Below are 15,718 nucleotides of genomic sequence, written 5' to 3' on the forward strand. Positions count from 1 at the left end.
TAGCCCAGTGCAGCGGCCGGTGTGAAGTCTTGCGGCCAAGTTCGCCCAATTGCTGACGAATTTTGCCTCGCGGCGCGCTTGCGTATGCCGCAATGATACCCCATCTTCGCGCTAGAGATTTCACAACAGGTCACAATACTTGCGGAGGCGCTGAATGCATCACGATACCCCCTTGATCACCACGATCGTTGCGGGTCTCGTACTTGCATTCATCTTCGGCATGATTGCCAACCGCTTCCGGCTGCCGCCGCTGGTGGGATATCTGTTTGCCGGTATTCTGGTGGGCCCCAATACGCCCGGCTTCGTTGCCGATCAGGCGCTTGGAGCCGAATTGGCCGAATTGGGCGTGATCCTCCTCATGTTCGGGGTGGGGCTGCATTTTTCGCTCAAGGATCTGATGAGCGTACGGGCGCTGGCCATTCCCGGGGCGCTGGCGCAGATCGCGCTGGCGACGCTTTTGGGGCTTGGGCTGGCGATGCTGCTGGGCTGGGACCTGGGCGCGGGCCTGTTGTTCGGGTTGGCCCTTTCGGTGGCCTCGACCGTAGTGCTGCTCAAGGCGCTGCAGGACCGGCGGCTGATCGAGACCGAGCGCGGGCGGATCGCTGTCGGCTGGCTGATCGTGGAAGACCTCGCCATGGTGCTGGCGCTGGTGCTGATCCCGGCCATTGCCAGCCTCAACGGCGCCGATAGCGGGGTGCATGATCCTTTCGTCTCCTTCGTTGAACGCATTGTCGGCGGTTCGGTCGGCATCTGGGGCGTGCTGGGGCTGACCGTCATCAAGGTGGCCGCCTTTGTCGGCTTCATGCTGATCGTGGGCCGCAGGCTGATCCCCTGGGCGCTGCATGCCACCGCCCATACCGGGAGCCGCGAATTGTTCCGCCTGGCGGTGCTCGCCATTGCGCTGGGCGTGGCACTGGGTTCGGCCGTGCTGTTCGGGGTGTCGCTGGCGCTGGGCGCGTTCTTTGCCGGCATGATCCTGTCGGAAAGCGAGCTCAGCCATCGGGCGGCGCAGGAAACCCTGCCGCTGCGCGATGCGTTCTCGGTGCTGTTCTTCGTGTCGGTCGGCATGCTGTTCGACCCCTCGATCATCCTCACCGATCCGCTGCCAGTGCTGGCGACGGTGTTCATCATCATCATCGGCAAGTCGCTGGCCGCCTTCGGCATCGTGCTGCTGTTCCGCCGGCCCATGGCCACGGCGCTGACCATTTCGGCCTCGCTGGCGCAGATCGGCGAATTCTCCTTTATCCTGGCCAGCATGGGGGTGGCCCTGGCCATCCTGCCGCCTGAGGGGCAGGACCTCATTCTGGCGGGCGCGCTGATTTCCATCGTGCTCAACCCGCTGGTGTTCTGGGGCGTGGACATGGTGCGGCCGCGCCTCGAGGCGCGCGTGGCACAGCGCAAGGCCGAGCAGATGGAGCGCGATGGCGTGCGCATCGAGCCGGTCGAGCGGGTCGATGCCGCCGAAGGGCCGATCACCAGTGACGCTCCGGGGGAGGCGGCGGTGGATCGCGGTGCGCCCGGCGCCGATGACGATATTCCCGATGCGTCCAACCAGATCGACCACACGGTGCTGGTGGGCTATGGCCAGGTTGGCCGGGTGGTGGCCGATGGGCTCAAGGCCGCCGGATCGCCCGTGGTGGTGATCGAGGATTCCGACCATGACGTTGCCGCGGCCCGGGCCGCGGGGCTTGAGGTGGTGTTCGGCAATGCGGCTAGCGCCGCCGTGCTGCGGCTGGCCAATCTGGAAGCCGCCAAGACGCTGCTGATTGCCATTTCCAATGGGTTTGAGGCCGGCACGGTCTGCGAATCCGGCCGCAAGCTCAATCCGGGCATCCGCATCATCACGCGGGCCTATTCCGAGGAAGAGGATGTGCATCTGCGCGGGCTGGGCGCCGATATCGTCATTCGCGGCGAGCGTGAAATCGGTATCGGCATGCTGGCCTGGCTGCGCGGCGAGCGGTCCGAAGATGGGGTGGCGGACATTATCGAGCCGGGTGCGCCCGAGCCCGAGCCTAAATTGCCGCCGGTCGAGAACCTCTTGGCCAAGGCGGTGGCGACGCCGGCCGCAGCGATCGTCGTGACTGAGCCGGCGCCGGTCGCGGTGATCGAAGCGCCATTGGTGGACGTGCCGGCAGAGCCGGAAACGCCTGAGGCTGCGGAAGCGGAAGAGACGGTGCCGGTGGCCGACGTCATCATCCTGCCGCCGCCGTCACCGGCTATTGAGGAAGCCGCTATTGAGGAAGAGCTTGCCGAGGAACCGGAGGATAGTGTTCCCGAGCCTGACATGAATGTGGCGACACCGGCAGTCGGCGAGGCGCCCGCTGCCATTGACGAGATCGCGCCGCCGGTGGTGATCGATGTCACGCCGGTGGTTGTGCCGCGGACCGAGGCAGCGGCGGACGAGGCGGATGGTGAAGGCGGCGAAGCTGCCGGAGAGAATGTGACGCCTTCGGGCTCGGTTGAGGCGGCGCCGTCTGCCGAGCCCGAAGGCGAGATTCCGAGCAGCCAAGAGCCTGCCAATGCTGTCGAAGCGGAAGGCGAAAGCGTGCCAGAGCCGATGGCCGATGCAGATGGGGCTGATGGCGAAGAAGGGGAGGCGGAAAAGCCGGGTGCCGTGCCTCCCGTGACCCCTGAGCCCAAAGGATAGGCGGGCCTTGGCTTTGATGGTGCACAGAGGTCTGGAACGGCAGGGAGCCATGGCGGCGTGCGGGGAGCGGTGCGGGCGATGATTTCGCAGAAGGCCAAATATGCCCTGCGGGCATTGGTGTCGCTGGCCCGGGCCGGGCGGGGCGAAACCATGATGATCGGGGAAATCTCCAAGGCCCAGGCGATCCCCAAGAAGTTTCTCGAGCAGATTTTGCTGGAGCTCAAGCGGGCCGGCTATGTCGCGAGCCGCCGTGGGCGGACCGGGGGCTATGAACTGCTCAAGGCGCCCGAGGAGATCAAGTTCGGCGAAGTGCTGCGGCTGATCGACGGGCCGATCGCCCCGCTCCCCTGCCTCTCCAAGATCGCCTATCGCAAATGCGAGGATTGCCGGGACGAGGCGTCGTGCGAAATCCGCCATGTGTTCGAGCGGGTGACGCTGGCGACGCGGGCCGTGCTGGATCAGACGACGCTGGCGGATTCATTGCGGCTGGAAGATTTGCCGGTTTAGAGGGCCAATTGCCCTATTCTCCCCACCGCCCCACCCACCGTCGCCTCCCTCGGGCTTGACCCGAGGGTCTTTCTCAACTCGGCAGAAGCGGCGGGTGGCCCTCGGGTCGAGCCCGAGGGAGACGCGGTGGTTGTTGGGTGATGGTGGTCTACGACAACGTCGCCGCCTTCCTACCCGAACACCACGGTCTTCTTGCCATTGAGCATGACCCGGTTTTCCAGGTGCAGCTTGACGGCGCGGGCGAGGACGCGGCTTTCGATGTCGCGGCCGGCGGCGACCAGGTCGTCCGGGCTCATGGCGTGGGTGACGCGGGCGGTTTCCTGCTCGATGATCGGGCCTTCGTCGAGATCGGGGGTGACGTAATGGGCGGTGGCGCCGATGATCTTGACGCCGCGCTCATGGGCCTGGTGATAGGGCTTGGCGCCCTTGAAGCTGGGCAGGAAGGAGTGGTGGATATTGATCACCTGGCCGAAGAGGCGGGTGGAGAGATTATCCGACAGCACCTGCATGTAGCGGGCCAGCACAACGAGGTCGGCGCCCGATTGCTTGACGATGGCCAGCACCTGCTCTTCCTGGGCCGCCTTGGTGGCGGCGGTGACGGGCAGCAGGTGGAAGGGGATGTTTTCCGCCTCGGCGAGCTTTTGCGTCGCATCGTGGTTGGAGATGATGGCGGCGACTTCGGCATCGAGCCAGCCGACCTGGATCTGATAGAGCAGGTGGCGCAGGGTATGGTCGAACTTACTGACCATGATGACGATGCGCTTCTTGCGCGCTTCGTCGGCCAGGGCGGTCTTCATGGAGAAGCGTTCGATGGCCGGCTTGAGGGCGCGCTCGATGGTGTCGCGGCCGATGCCTTGGGGGGCGGTGAAGGCCAGACGCATGAAGAAGCGGTCGGTTTCGCGATCCCAGAACTGATTGGATTCGGCGATATTGGCGTTGAGTGCGGCCAGTTCCGTGGTCACGGCGGCGACGATGCCGGGGCGGTCGGCGCAGGAAAGGGTCAGGACGAAATTGGCCGTGGTCATGCTAGCCTCGAATTTTTCTCGCCTGCGGTATCAATGGCTTGAGCGGCCCCGTCAAGCTGGCAATGGGCAGCGGGCAATAAAAAGGGCCGCCCACGACGGGACGGCCCTTCCTGAGTTTATAGGCCTCAAGTGCCTTGAAGGAGCGTGCTAGCGGAGGGCTGCCTCCATGGCCAGCACTGAAAATCCAAGACCTGCTTCGAGAACCTTAATCTCAATTGACACTGGATCACCTCCTTCACGTTGGTTGAACATGACACCAGAATGACAGATTTTTCCGATCTGTCCAGCCTTGCGGTCCGGCCCAGGGATTGGTGTGTCAGGCGCGCGCCTTTTTCGGGCGCGAGCGCAATTGGATGATGGTGGCCGCCAGAACGCCCAGCGCCACGATGCCGATGATGATGGTGGCGAGCGCATTGACGTCGGGGGAAACGCCCAGCCGGACCTTGGAGAAGATCACCATGGGCAGGGTGGACGAGCCCGGGCCCGAGACGAAGCTGGCAATGACCAGATCGTCGAGCGAGAGGGTAAAGCCCAGGAGCCACCCCGAGACCAGCGCCGGAGCGATAATGGGCAGGGTGATGTCGAAAAAGGTGCGCAGCGGCGAGGCGCCCAGATCCATGGCCGCTTCTTCCAGGCTCCGGTCGAAATCGGAGAGGCGCGACTGCACCACGACGCAGACATAGGCCATGCAGAAGGTGGAATGGGCGATGACGATGGTCAGCGTACCGCGGCCGCGTGGCCAGCCCAACAGGCTTTCCATGGCGACGAACAGCAGCAGCAGGGACAGGCCGGTGATCACGTCGGGCATGACCAGGGGGGCCGAGACCATGCCGGAAAACAGCGTGCGGCCCTTGAAGCGCCGGAAGCGCACCAGGGCGACGGCGGCGAGTGTTCCCAGCACCAGGGCGATGGTGGCGCTGAGCGCGGCGATCTGCAGGCTCAGCCAGGCGGCGCCCAGCATCTGGGGATCGTTGAAGAGCTCGCCATACCATTTGGTGGAGAAACCCGACCAGACGGTGACCAGCCGGCTCTCGTTGAACGAGAAGATGACCAGCGAGATGATGGGCGCATAGAGGAAGGAAAAGCCGAGCGCTGCGGCGATGGGGAGGAACCAGCCACGACGCATGTTACTTCTCCACCACAGCGCTCTGGGCGCGTTGCAAGAGCATGATGGGGACCACGACGACCACCAGCATGGCGATGGCCACGGCGGCGGCGCGGGGCCAATTGGCGGCGGTGAAGAACTCGTCCCAGAGGACACGGCCGATCATCAAGGTATCAGGGCCACCGAGCAGCGAGGGAATGACGAATTCGCCGATGGCGGGAATAAAGACCAGCATGGAGCCGGCGATGATGCCCGGCAGCGAGAGGGGCAGGGTGATCGAGAGGAAGGTGCGGACCGGGCGGGCGCCCAGATCGGCCGAGGCTTCCAGCAGCGAGGAATCGAGTTTTACCAGCGTGGTATAGAGCGGCAGGATCATGAAGGGCAGGTAGGTGTAGACGATGCCGACATAGACGGCGAAATCGGTCTGCATCATCACCAGCGGTTCGATACCGAACAGGCCCAGGAACTGGTTGATGACGCCATTGCCGCGCATGAAGCCGATCAGTGCATAGACGCGCAGCAGGAGCGAAGTGAAGAAGGGCAGCACCACCAGCATGAGCAGGATATTGCGCCATTGGTCGGGGGCACGGGCGATGGCATAGGCCATGGGATAGCCGACCAGAAGGGTGATCACCGTCGCGATGAAGGCGATGCGGATCGAGGAGAGATAGGCCGCGACATAGAGATTGTCGCTGAAGAGGCGGATATAGTTGGAAAGGTGCAGGGTGAGCTGCACCGTGCCTTCCTCGGTGGAGAGGAGAGCCGAATAGGGCGGGCGGCCGAACTGCTTGGTGGCGAGCGAAATGCCGAAGACCACGAAGAGCGGAATGAGGAAGAAGACCAGCATCCAGACGACCGGGGCGACCAGCACCAGAAAGCGCCCCGAAATGCCGACCTTGGCCAGGCCGCGCTCGACAGCGTTCCAGGGGCGGAGGCGGCGCGGCGGGGGAATGGTGGGTTCGTGGCTGGTGGTCATGGGGCGGCTCCCACAAATTCGCGAACGCGGGTGAGGGCGGCGGGGCTCATACCGTCAGCACCGAGCCGGAGCTGTCGCCCCAGGTGACATAGACCTGCTCGTCCCAGGTGATGGCGTCGGGATTGCCGCGCACGCTATTGGTCTGGCTGACGCGGATGCGTTTGCCGCTGTCGAGCACGAGCTGGTAGACGCTCATATCGCCCAGATAGCCGATATCCTCGACCATGCCGCGGGTGACATTGGCCTCGAAGGGCGTTTCGGGCTTGTCGCGGCTGAGATGCATTTTCTCCGGGCGGATGGCCCACCACAGAATCTGGTCGGGGGCGCAATCGACGCCGTGGCCGACAAAGATATCGCAGCCCAATTCGGCCGAGCGGATGCGGACGTGATCGGGCTCGTCTTCGATGACGACGCCCTCGGCCATGTTGACCGATCCGATAAAGCCGGCAACGAAGCGCGAATTGGGGAACTCGTAGATATCGGTGGGCTCGCCGATCATGGCGATCTCGCCCTGGTTCATCACCCCGATCCGGGTGGCCAGGGTCATGGCCTCTTCCTGGTCGTGGGTCACCACGATGAAGGTGACGCCCAGCGATTCCTGAATCTTGACCAGTTCGAACTGGGTTTCCTCGCGCAGCTTCTTGTCGAGCGCGCCGAGCGGTTCATCGAGCAGCAGCAGCTTGGGGCGCTTGGCCAGGGCCCGGGCCAGGGCGACGCGCTGGCGCTGACCGCCGGAAAGCTGGTGCGGCTTGCGCTTGCCGTAATCCTGGAGCTTGACCAGGCTCAGCAGCTCGGCCACGCGGTCCGATATCTCGCCTTTGGGCAGGTGGTCGCGCTTGAGGCCATAGGCGATATTCTGTTCGACATTCATATGCGGGAAGAGCGCATAGGACTGGAACATCATGTTGACGGGGCGATTATAGGGGGCGGCATGGGTCATGTCCTGCCCGTCGATCTCGATCGTGCCGCTGGTGGGCGTTTCGAAGCCGGCCAGCATGCGCAGCAGGGTCGATTTGCCCGAGCCAGAGCCGCCCAGAAGGCAGAACAGTTCGGATTTGTAGATATCGAGCGACACATCGCTGACGGCAAAGACGTCACCGAATTTCTTGGTGACGTTCTTGATGCGCACAAAGGGTTTTGCCGCCGGATCGCGCCAGGGGCGGGTGTCGATGGCGAGCTGGGGCTTCTTTGCCATAAGCGGACTCTTGAAAAGCTGAAGGGGCGGCGATGTCTGTCGTCGCGCCGCCCCTTGAATCTGGTGTTACTGGCCGGTTTTGATGCGGGTCCAGGTGCGGGTCAAGATCTCTTCGAATTCGGGGTTATGCGCCTTCATCACGAATGCCTTGGCGATGGTCTCGGCGGGCGGATAGATGCCCGGGTTGGACTTGACGTCCTCGTCCACGAATTCGAGCGCGGGCAGGTTGGGATTGGCGTAGAACACGTAATTGGTGATCGCGGCCACAACCTGGGGCTCGAGGATGTAGTTGATGAATTTGTGGGCGTTGTCCGGATGGGGAGCGTCGATCGGGATGGCCAGGAAGTCAAACAGGGTCGCGGCGCCTTCCTTGGGGATCAGATAGGTGATCTCGTTGCCCTGGTCGGCCTGAGCGGCGGCGTCGGCAGCGATGAAGATGTCGCCGGAATAGCCCAAAGCCAGGCAGATTTCGCCGTTGCCCAGGTCATCGATATACTGGGACGAGTGGAAGTAGCGGATATAGGGCTTGACGCTGTTGAGCAGCGCTTCGGCCTTGGCCAGGTCTTCCTCGCTCTCCGAATTGGGATCGAGCCCGAGATAGTGCAGAGCAATGCCCACGACTTCGGAAGGGCTGTCGAGCACGGCGACGCCGCAGGAGGCGAGCTTTTCGACCACTTCAGGCTTGAACAGCAGGTCCCAGCTTTCAAGGTCCGCATCGGCGCCGAGCGCGGCGGTGACCTTGGCGTTGTTATAGCCCAGGCCGATCGTATTGATCATATAGGGCACGGCATGGGCATTGTCCGGATCCTGGCTGGCGGCGGTCGCCATCACGGCCGGGTCGAGATTGCCCAGATTGGGGAGCTTGGACTTGTCAAGCTCAAGGATCAGGCCGGCCTTGATCTGGCGCTCGAGGAAGTTGCCCGAGGGGACGACGATGTCATAGCCCGAATTGCCGGCCAGCAGCTTGGCATCGACGATCTCGTTATTGTCGTAGACGTCGTAATTCACCTTGATGCCGGTTTCGGCTTCGAAATTGGCAATGGTGTCTTCGGCGATATAGTCGGACCAGTTGTAGACGTTGAGAACGGCTTCTTCCTGGGCCATGGCCGGGGAAGCGACCATGAGTGCTCCCAAGGCAAGTGCGAGCGACTTGTTCATCTGCGTTGAGCTCCTGTATTTTGGTCTGTTTTGATTTTGCCGGGCCTTGGCACGGCAATCTGCTTGTCACGCCGGATGGCGCTGGCCGGCGACCAAAAGGGCCGCGCGGCGGATCACCTGAGCCGGCTCATCTGGGAGACCCCGGCACGCAAACGGAACATGGAACGGGCCGTACGCGGAAAGAGCGCCCGGAAGCGCTGATGGACTTCGCTCTGCTGTGCCCGGAGCCGGGCGCGTATCGATCGGCGCCAGGCGCGCAATCAACAATGAGAGTCTGCAGCGAAGTGCCCTTTCCCGCTGGATTTATGAGGGGCAACCTAGAGCCAAAAGCGGGGGCCGACAAGCGGTTTTGGGCCCGCTTTCCGCGTTGTTTTGCCGGGGGTTGACGCCCCGGTGTCCGGCAGCGCACAACCCGGGCCAGCAGGCGCCCCCACGTGGCGCAAATCAAGACATTGTGGAGGCCGCTCATGAGCGCCAAGGCTTATCTTTCCATCGGGTCCGAGGTCAAAGCTGCGCTCAAGGCGGGCAAGGCCGTGGTGGCACTGGAATCGACCATCATCACCCATGGCATGCCCTATCCGCAGAACCTGGACATGGCCAAGAATGTGGAGGCGGTGATCCGCGCGCATGGGGCCGTGCCGGCGACCATTGCCATCATGGACGGGCGGTTCTGCGTGGGCGTTTCGGGCGAAGACCTGGAGCGGTTGGCGCTCGAGGGCGGCAAGGCGGCCAAGGCCAGCCGGCGCGATGTGTCGTCGCTGCTGGTCAAGGGGGCGATTGCCGGCACGACCGTCGCGACGACCATGCAGATCGCCGCGTTGGCGGGCATCCATGTGTTTGCCACGGGCGGTATTGGCGGAGTGCATCGCGGCGCCGAGGATACGTTCGACATTTCGGCGGACCTTGAGGAATTGAGCCGTACGCCGGTGGCGGTGGTGTGCGCGGGGGCCAAGTCGATCCTCGATATCGCCAAGACGCTCGAAGTGCTCGAGACCAATGGCGTGCCGGTGATCGGCTATGGCACGGACGATTTCCCCGCCTTCTGGGCGCGCAAGAGCGGGCAGAAGGTGGACCACCGCTTCGACAATGTGGGCGATATTGCCCGGGTGGTGGGCATGCAGGCGGATCTGGGCATGGGGGGCGTGTTGATCGCCAATCCGATCCCCGAAGCCGATGAGCTGGATGCGGCCGCCATCGAGGCGCGGATTGCCGAGGCGATCCGGGCAGCCGAGGCCGAGGGCGTGAGCCGGAAGGAGCTGACGCCCTTCCTGCTCAAGCGCATTTTCGAGCTGACCGAGGGCAAGTCGCTGGTGGCCAACATCGCGCTGGTGGAGAACAATGCCAAGGTGGCGGCGCAGATCGCGGTGGCGCTGGCGGCGCGCGACGTGCCGCAGCCGGGCGTGCGCCGCGCATGAGCGCAAAGGTCCTCGTCGTCGGGGATGTGATGACCGATATCATCGTGATGCCCGAAGGGCCGATCGTCAGGGGATCGGATCGGCGGGCGCAGGTGCGGCAACGGCCCGGCGGGTCCGGGGCCAACCAGGCGGTGTGGCTGGGCGCCATGGGCGCCGATGTGGTGTTCGCCGCCCGAGTGGGGGCCGAGGACAAGGACCGCTACGAGGACTATTTCCGCCAGCGGGGCGTCAAGCCGGCGCTGACCGGGGATGCGGTTTTGCCTTCGGGCGTGCTGGTGACCATGGTCGATCCGGATGGCGAGCGCAGCTTTTTGACCGATCGCGGCGCCAATCTCAACCTCACGGGCGCCGACCTGCCAGGCGCGCTGCTCGACGGGGTGGGGATGGTCATGATCTCCGGCTATAGCTTTTTTGCCGATGCGCCGCGCGAGGCGGTGCGGGCGCTGGTGGCGGAAGCCAAGAGGCGGGGCATTGCGGTGGCGATCGATCCGGCCTCCGAGGGGTTTCTGGCCGAGGTGGGCGCCGATCAATTCATCGACTGGACGGCGGGGGCCGATTGGCTTTTTGCCAATGAGGACGAGGCCCGGGCGCTGTGCGGCGCCGCCGACGCCGAGGCCTGCGTCATGGCGCTGGGGGCTCATTATGGCCAGGTTGTCCTCAAGCGGGGGCGGCATGGGGCGGCATTGGGCGGGCGGAACGGGATCGAGCTGACCCTGCCGGCGCCGGCGGTGGACGTGGTGGATTCGACTGGCGCGGGAGATGCCTTTGCCGCCGGGTTCGTTGCGGCATTGCTGGCGGGCGAGGACAAGGCCGGCGCGATGGGCAAGGCCATTGCTGCGGGGGCCCGCGCCGTGCAATCGATCGGCGGGCAACCGGGGTAAAACAAGTTACGCTGCCGCCTTGTTTGGGTCGCAATCGCCATGGCAAAACAGTGCCGTAGTGCGCCGCAGACCATGATGGGACCAGCGGCTCGAGGGATGAGTTGAGGAGCGAATTTTTCATGAAGCGGTTTCTGATCGGCACCAGCCTTGCCGGCATGCTGCTGGCCGCCACCCCGGCGCTGGCCGATGGCAAGGTTTATGTGCAGCTGCCCGACCTGTCGGATTTCTCCGGCCAGGAAGCGGAGGAGTTCCTGCATCAATTGGTGCTGGCCAATGTGGTGTCGTCCAATTGCGCCGGCTTTGAGGTGAGTGAGGCGGAATGGTCGTTGCTGACCGATTCCGCCGATATCGTGGGCAAGGGCATTCTTGGGCTCGATAGCGCCAAGTTCGATGACGAATATTATGGTCCGGCCTTTGCTGCGCTCGATGAGGCGGGCACTTGCGAAGTGGAAGGGCCCCAGGTCGAGCCGGTGCTCGAATTTCTGGTCGATCAGGGTGGTTCGCGCGACCCCCTGCCGGATCAGGAAGCCGCCTATATCGAGTGGCGGGCGCTGCAGGACTATTGGGATGCCGGCGGCAAGGGCATGCCGGATGAAGCCGCTCCGGCGGGCAAGTCCAAGACCAAATGAGCTTTATCGCGCCCATTCTCGTCGTGCTGGTGGCGCTGATCCACATCTACATTCTCGTGTTGGAAATGTTTTTGTGGACCAGCGCGCAGGGCCGCAAGGCCTTTGGCACCACCGAAGAGTTTGCGGAGCAGACCAAGGTGCTCGCGGCCAATCAGGGGCTTTATAATGGGTTCCTGGCCGCGGGGCTGATCTGGGGGCTGTTGCAGCCCGAGCCGGGCTTTGGCTGGCAGATCCAGCTGTTTTTCCTCGCCTGTGTGGCGGTGGCGGGGCTCTATGGCGCGGCGAGCGTGGGGCCCAAGATTTTGCTGGTGCAGACCGTGCCGGCGGTGCTGGCGATCTTGGCGGTGATCTTTCTCTAGGAACGCGTGGTGTTCGGGTTCTTGCGCCCGCTCCCCCTTGAGGGGGCGCTCTAACTTCGTTTCCTGACGCTTTTGGCTTTAGATGCCTTGCGCGTCCTGCTGCGCTCGGGCAGACTTTCTTGTAAAGTTGTCAGGGAGTTGTCAGATGCTGGCGGGATATGATGCCCGTGCCTTGATTGGCGCGGCGGGAGAAATTTTTGCAAAGGCGGGGCTGGAGCCGGACAAGGCGGCGGTGGTGGCCGAATTGCTGGTGGAAGCGGATTTGATGGGACATACGACCCATGGCCTGTCGCTGGCGCCGTGGTATCTGGACACGATCGAGCAGGGGGTGATGACCAAGGCGGGGGAGCCCAAGGTCATTTCCGACCGAGGAGCCTGTGTCGCCTGGGATGGGATGCGGCTGCCGGGCATCTGGCTCACGGCCAAGGCGCTGGATCTGGCCATCGAGCGGGCGCCCACCTATGGCACGGTGACGGTGGCGATCGGTAATAGCCATCATATCGGGGCGCTGGCGGCCTATCTGCCGCGGGCGACCGAGAAGGGGTTCATGGTGCTGCTGGGCTCGTCGAGCCCGTCGGGCGCCAGCGTGGCGCCGTTTGGTGGGACCAAGGGGGTCTATACACCCGATCCGCTAGCGGCGGGGATACCCACCAGTGGCGATCCGATCCTGATCGATATCAGCGCGTCGATCACCACCAATAATATGACCAGCCGCCTGCAGGCCGAAGGCAAGCAATTTCCCCATGCCTGGCTGATGGAGGCCGATGGCACGCCCACGACCGACCCCAATGCGATCAATCGCGGCGGCACGCTGCTGCCGACCGGCGGGCTCGACCACGGGCAAAAGGGCTATGGCATGGCGCTGCTGGTCGAGGCGCTGACGCAGGGGCTGGCGGGGATTGGCCGGGCCGATGGGTTGACGGGGATCAATGCCTCGGTGTTTTTGCAAGTGATCGATCCGACCGCCTTTGGCGGGCAGGCCGATTTCGTGCGCCAGACCGATTGGCTGGTTGAAGCCTGTCGCACCAATCCGCCCCGGCCGGGGGTGGAACGGGTGCGCGTGCCGGGTGATCAGGCGGCGGCGCGCAAGCGCAAGGCGCTGGCCGAAGGGGTCGTGCTGCATCAGGGAATCATCGACAAATTGCGGCCCTGGGCCGACAAGTTCGGTGTTGTTTTGCCTCAAGCTCTTTAGACTGGATTTTTGATGTCTTCCAACTTGACTGCTCTGCTTCTTGATAGCCGCCGTACGGGCAAGCCCGCCGACCCGCTGGATCCGGCGCTGGTGCCGACCACGGCCGAGGCGGCTTATGCCATTCAGAATGAAACTGTCGCGGCGCTGGGGCCGGTGGGGGCGTGGAAAGTGACGCCGATGCCGGCGGAGGGGCCGCTCTTTGCTTCGCCGATCTTGAAGGCGGGTGTCTATCAGGATGGGGCGACGCTCAAGGCGGCTGATTTGCCGGGGATTGCCATTGAGGTCGAGGTGGCGGTGACGATTGGTCAGGACCTGCCGGGCAAGCCGGGTGGCTATGCGCCGGACGATATCAAACCGGCTTTGGCGAGCATTCATATTGCCATTGAAGTGCTGGCGACGCGCTACAAGGACCGCAAGGCGGTGCCGCAATTGGCGGGGATTGCCGATTTGCAGAGCAGTGGTGCGGTGATTGTGGGGCCGGCGGTTTCAGCGGCGGACTTGCCCGAATTTGGGCAGCAGGCCATGGCGCTGGCCTATGACGGGGTCGAGATCAAGACCACGCCGGGCAATGCCAGCACGGAGAATGTGTTGGCCTCGCTGGCTTGGCTGGCCAATCATGCGGCGGCGCGCGGTCTGCCGCTGACGGCGGGGACTGTGGTGATCACGGGCGCGCGGATTGGGCCCGCCGATGTGTCGCCATCCAAGGTATCGGCCGAGGCGCCCGGCCTCGGCAGCGTGTCGTTTAACTTGGTTTGACGAAGTAGCGCGGCTCGACCGCTTCACCGCGCAGGAAATGCAAGACATTCTGTGCGGTGAGGGTCGAGACGGCGCGCTTGGCGTCTTCGGTCACGCCCGCCACATGCGGGGTGAGAATGACGTTGTCCAAGTTCCAGAGCGGGCTGCGCTGCGGTGGTTCTTCGGCAAAGCTGTCGAGGCCTGCCCCAGCGATTTTCTTGGCCTGCAGAGCGGCGATCAGGGCCGGTTCGTCGACGACTTCGCCGCGGGCGGTGTTGATGAAGAGGGCGTGGGGCTGCATGAGCGCGATGCGGTTGGTGTCGATCAAGCCACGGGTTGCTGGGGTGAGCGGGGTGTGGAGGCTCACGATATCGCTGGTCGCGAGCAGGCTGTCGAGATCGGTGATGCGGGTCACGTTGTCGAAGGCGCTGTCGGGGGCATAGGGGTCGTAGGCGGAGACGAGGAGGCCGAGCGGCTGGGCCATGCGGGCCAGGATTTGCCCGATCAGGCCAAAGCCGACCAGGCCCAGTTTTTGGCCGCGCAGTTCGCGGCCGGCATAGAGCTTTTTGTCCCAGCGACCGGCGCGGATATGACGGTCCTGGGCGGCGAAATCCTTGGTCAGCGCCAGGATGAGGCCGAGGGCATGTTCGGCCACGGAATGGGCATTGGCGCCGGTGGCCATGATGACCGGGATGTTCCGCGCAGTCGCGGCGGCGATGTCGATATCATTGGTGCCCACGCCATGTTTGGCGATGAGTTTGAGGTTGGGCGCAGCGTCCATCAGTTCGCCATCGAGATGCTCGATCAGGCGGATGATAACAGCGTCGGGATTGTGCTGGGCCAGCAGCGCCAGCAGGTCGGTGCGGCTGGGATAGGCGGGGGTGGCGATTAAGGTGGCGCCTGACGCTTCGAGGATCGCGACCCCTTCAGGCGCAATCTGGGTGCCGAGGGTCGCGATCACGAAGGGCATGGGATCAGGCCGCGTCGAGCTGGGCGAAGACGGCCTGGCGCTGGGCGGCGTCGAGGGCCACGAAAGGCGGACGCACGCGGCACCAGCCTTCGTCCTTGGTGCGATGGGCCACCATGGTCTTGATGGTGGGGATCTGCACATAGGAATTGGAGAGGTTGCGCAGCGAAACGATCTTGGCTTGGGCGGCTTCGACGGCCTCGGCATATTCCGGCTTGTCGAAATTGTCGAACACGGTGCGCAACTGGGCGCCGACCAGATTAGACGTGGCGGTGATGCAACCGGCGCCGCCTTCCTTGAGAAGGGGCAGCATGAAGGGATCGGCACCGGCCAGGATCGACAGGCCGGGGAAGGTCTGGACCAGCATTTTCATGTGATCGAGATCGCCGCTTGAATCCTTGACGCCGACAAACGTGCCGGGGAATTTTTCGAGCAGGGCGGCGATCACAGCGGCCGGGATGGCGACCTGGGCGATGGGCGGAATGTGGTAGAGAATGACCTGCAGGCGATCATCGCCAATGCCGTCAATGATGCGCGAATAGGAGTCGATCAGACCCTGATCGGTGACACCCTTGTAATAGAAGGGGGGCAGCATGACGACGGTGCGCACGCCAGTGGCGAGGGCGTGTTTGGTCAGTTCGATGGTTTCGGGGAAAGAGGGCACGCCGGTGCCGGGCAGCAGCTTTTCGCCGGGGACACTGGCATTGACCACGGCTTCGAGCATGGTCTTGCGCTCGGTCAGCGAGAAGGAATTGGCTTCCCCGGTCGAGCCCAGCATGGCCACGCCATGGCAGCCATCGGCAATCAGCCGCTTGGCGTGGTCAGCGAGTTTGCTGAGATCGGGATTGAGGTTCTCGTCCACGGGCGTTGCCGCAGCACAATAGACGCCCTTGATTGCGCCAGCCATTTTGGTTTCTCCGAAATGCG

At 64.0% G+C, this 15,718-nt stretch carries 14 protein-coding genes and 1 pseudogene; 8 read left to right on the top strand and 7 right to left on the bottom strand.

The window, feature by feature from the left end; all coding sequences use genetic code 11:
* Positions 1–154: 154 nt before the first annotated feature.
* Positions 155–1,939 (top strand): annotated as a pseudogene (locus QQL79_RS17710) (cation:proton antiporter domain-containing protein); the annotation flags it as partial.
* A 786-nt stretch (positions 1,940–2,725) separates the two neighbouring features.
* Positions 2,726–3,154, top strand: a complete 429-nt coding sequence (locus QQL79_RS17715; RefSeq protein ID WP_284393104.1) for an RrF2 family transcriptional regulator — start codon at positions 2,726–2,728, stop codon at positions 3,152–3,154.
* A gap of 170 nt (positions 3,155–3,324) precedes the next feature.
* On the opposite strand, the gene purU is transcribed toward QQL79_RS17715, so the two are convergent.
* The 5 genes from purU to QQL79_RS17740 all read right to left on the bottom strand — a co-directional run bounded on the left by purU (position 3,325) and on the right by QQL79_RS17740 (position 8,613).
* Positions 3,325–4,179, bottom strand: a complete 855-nt coding sequence (gene purU / locus QQL79_RS17720; RefSeq protein ID WP_284393106.1) for a formyltetrahydrofolate deformylase — start codon at positions 4,177–4,179, stop codon at positions 3,325–3,327.
* A 316-nt stretch (positions 4,180–4,495) separates the two neighbouring features.
* Positions 4,496–5,305, bottom strand: a complete 810-nt coding sequence (locus tag QQL79_RS17725; protein ID WP_284393108.1) for an ABC transporter permease subunit — start codon at positions 5,303–5,305, stop codon at positions 4,496–4,498.
* A gap of 1 nt (position 5,306) precedes the next feature.
* Positions 5,307–6,131, bottom strand: a complete 825-nt coding sequence (locus tag QQL79_RS17730) for an ABC transporter permease subunit (protein WP_284393393.1) — start codon at positions 6,129–6,131, stop codon at positions 5,307–5,309.
* A gap of 175 nt (positions 6,132–6,306) precedes the next feature.
* Positions 6,307–7,455: an ABC transporter ATP-binding protein gene (locus QQL79_RS17735; protein WP_284393111.1), complete on the bottom strand. Its 1,149-nt coding sequence runs from the start codon at positions 7,453–7,455 to the stop codon at positions 6,307–6,309.
* A gap of 66 nt (positions 7,456–7,521) precedes the next feature.
* A complete protein-coding gene (locus QQL79_RS17740; protein ID WP_284393113.1) occupies positions 7,522–8,613 on the bottom strand; it encodes a polyamine ABC transporter substrate-binding protein in 1,092 nt (363 codons plus the stop codon).
* Between the two features lie 467 nt (positions 8,614–9,080).
* Here QQL79_RS17740 and QQL79_RS17745 point away from each other — a divergent pair, with 467 nt between their 5' ends.
* The 6 genes from QQL79_RS17745 (at position 9,081) to QQL79_RS17770 (ending at position 13,845) form a co-directional block, all read left to right on the top strand.
* A complete protein-coding gene (locus tag QQL79_RS17745; RefSeq protein WP_284393115.1) occupies positions 9,081–10,028 on the top strand; it encodes a pseudouridine-5'-phosphate glycosidase in 948 nt (315 codons plus the stop codon).
* On the top strand, positions 10,025–10,909 hold the full coding sequence (locus tag QQL79_RS17750; protein ID WP_284393117.1) for a carbohydrate kinase family protein: 885 nt from the start codon (positions 10,025–10,027) through the stop codon (positions 10,907–10,909). Before QQL79_RS17745 ends, QQL79_RS17750 begins: the two co-directional genes overlap by 4 nt.
* Before the next feature lie 119 nt (positions 10,910–11,028).
* Positions 11,029–11,538: a hypothetical protein gene (locus QQL79_RS17755; protein WP_284393118.1), complete on the top strand. Its 510-nt coding sequence runs from the start codon at positions 11,029–11,031 to the stop codon at positions 11,536–11,538.
* Positions 11,535–11,897, top strand: a complete 363-nt coding sequence (locus QQL79_RS17760) for a DUF1304 domain-containing protein (protein ID WP_284393120.1) — start codon at positions 11,535–11,537, stop codon at positions 11,895–11,897. Before QQL79_RS17755 ends, QQL79_RS17760 begins: the two co-directional genes overlap by 4 nt.
* A gap of 145 nt (positions 11,898–12,042) precedes the next feature.
* Positions 12,043–13,089 carry an Ldh family oxidoreductase gene (locus QQL79_RS17765; RefSeq protein ID WP_284393121.1) on the top strand — a complete coding sequence of 349 codons (1,047 nt, stop codon included), beginning with the start codon at positions 12,043–12,045 and terminating at the stop codon, positions 13,087–13,089.
* Between the two features lie 24 nt (positions 13,090–13,113).
* A complete protein-coding gene (locus QQL79_RS17770; RefSeq protein ID WP_284393123.1) occupies positions 13,114–13,845 on the top strand; it encodes a 2-keto-4-pentenoate hydratase in 732 nt (243 codons plus the stop codon).
* Here QQL79_RS17770 and QQL79_RS17775 read toward each other — a convergent pair.
* Both QQL79_RS17775 and QQL79_RS17780 read right to left on the bottom strand, forming a co-directional pair.
* The gene (locus tag QQL79_RS17775; RefSeq protein WP_284393125.1) at positions 13,832–14,794 is read right to left on the bottom strand and encodes a hydroxyacid dehydrogenase; all 963 of its coding nucleotides are present in this window, start codon (positions 14,792–14,794) and stop codon (positions 13,832–13,834) included. The two genes, QQL79_RS17770 and QQL79_RS17775, sit on opposite strands and share 14 nt — an antisense overlap.
* 4 nt (positions 14,795–14,798) lie before the next feature.
* Entirely contained in the window at positions 14,799–15,698 is a 900-nt protein-coding gene (locus tag QQL79_RS17780) for a dihydrodipicolinate synthase family protein (protein ID WP_284393127.1), read from the bottom strand.
* Between the last annotated feature and the right edge of the window lie 20 nt (positions 15,699–15,718).

It is taken from the genome of Devosia yakushimensis (assembly GCF_030159855.1).
Classification (GTDB): Bacteria; Pseudomonadota; Alphaproteobacteria; order Rhizobiales; family Devosiaceae; genus Devosia; species Devosia yakushimensis.

Bases quoted from the DNA above. Each gene is read 5' to 3' on its own strand.
- QQL79_RS17715 (WP_284393104.1), top strand. From the start codon at position 2,726: ATGATTTCGCAGAAGGCCAAATATGCCCTGCGGGCATTGGTGTCGCTG.
- purU (WP_284393106.1), bottom strand. From the start codon at position 4,179: ATGACCACGGCCAATTTCGTCCTGACCCTTTCCTGCGCCGACCGCCCC.
- QQL79_RS17725 (WP_284393108.1), bottom strand. From the start codon at position 5,305: ATGCGTCGTGGCTGGTTCCTCCCCATCGCCGCAGCGCTCGGCTTTTCC.
- QQL79_RS17730 (WP_284393393.1), bottom strand. From the start codon at position 6,131: ATGCTGGTCTTCTTCCTCATTCCGCTCTTCGTGGTCTTCGGCATTTCG.
- QQL79_RS17735 (WP_284393111.1), bottom strand. From the start codon at position 7,455: ATGGCAAAGAAGCCCCAGCTCGCCATCGACACCCGCCCCTGGCGCGAT.
- QQL79_RS17740 (WP_284393113.1), bottom strand. From the start codon at position 8,613: ATGAACAAGTCGCTCGCACTTGCCTTGGGAGCACTCATGGTCGCTTCC.
- QQL79_RS17745 (WP_284393115.1), top strand. From the start codon at position 9,081: ATGAGCGCCAAGGCTTATCTTTCCATCGGGTCCGAGGTCAAAGCTGCG.
- QQL79_RS17750 (WP_284393117.1), top strand. From the start codon at position 10,025: ATGAGCGCAAAGGTCCTCGTCGTCGGGGATGTGATGACCGATATCATC.
- QQL79_RS17755 (WP_284393118.1), top strand. From the start codon at position 11,029: ATGAAGCGGTTTCTGATCGGCACCAGCCTTGCCGGCATGCTGCTGGCC.
- QQL79_RS17760 (WP_284393120.1), top strand. From the start codon at position 11,535: ATGAGCTTTATCGCGCCCATTCTCGTCGTGCTGGTGGCGCTGATCCAC.
- QQL79_RS17765 (WP_284393121.1), top strand. From the start codon at position 12,043: ATGCTGGCGGGATATGATGCCCGTGCCTTGATTGGCGCGGCGGGAGAA.
- QQL79_RS17775 (WP_284393125.1), bottom strand. From the start codon at position 14,794: ATGCCCTTCGTGATCGCGACCCTCGGCACCCAGATTGCGCCTGAAGGG.
- QQL79_RS17780 (WP_284393127.1), bottom strand. From the start codon at position 15,698: ATGGCTGGCGCAATCAAGGGCGTCTATTGTGCTGCGGCAACGCCCGTG.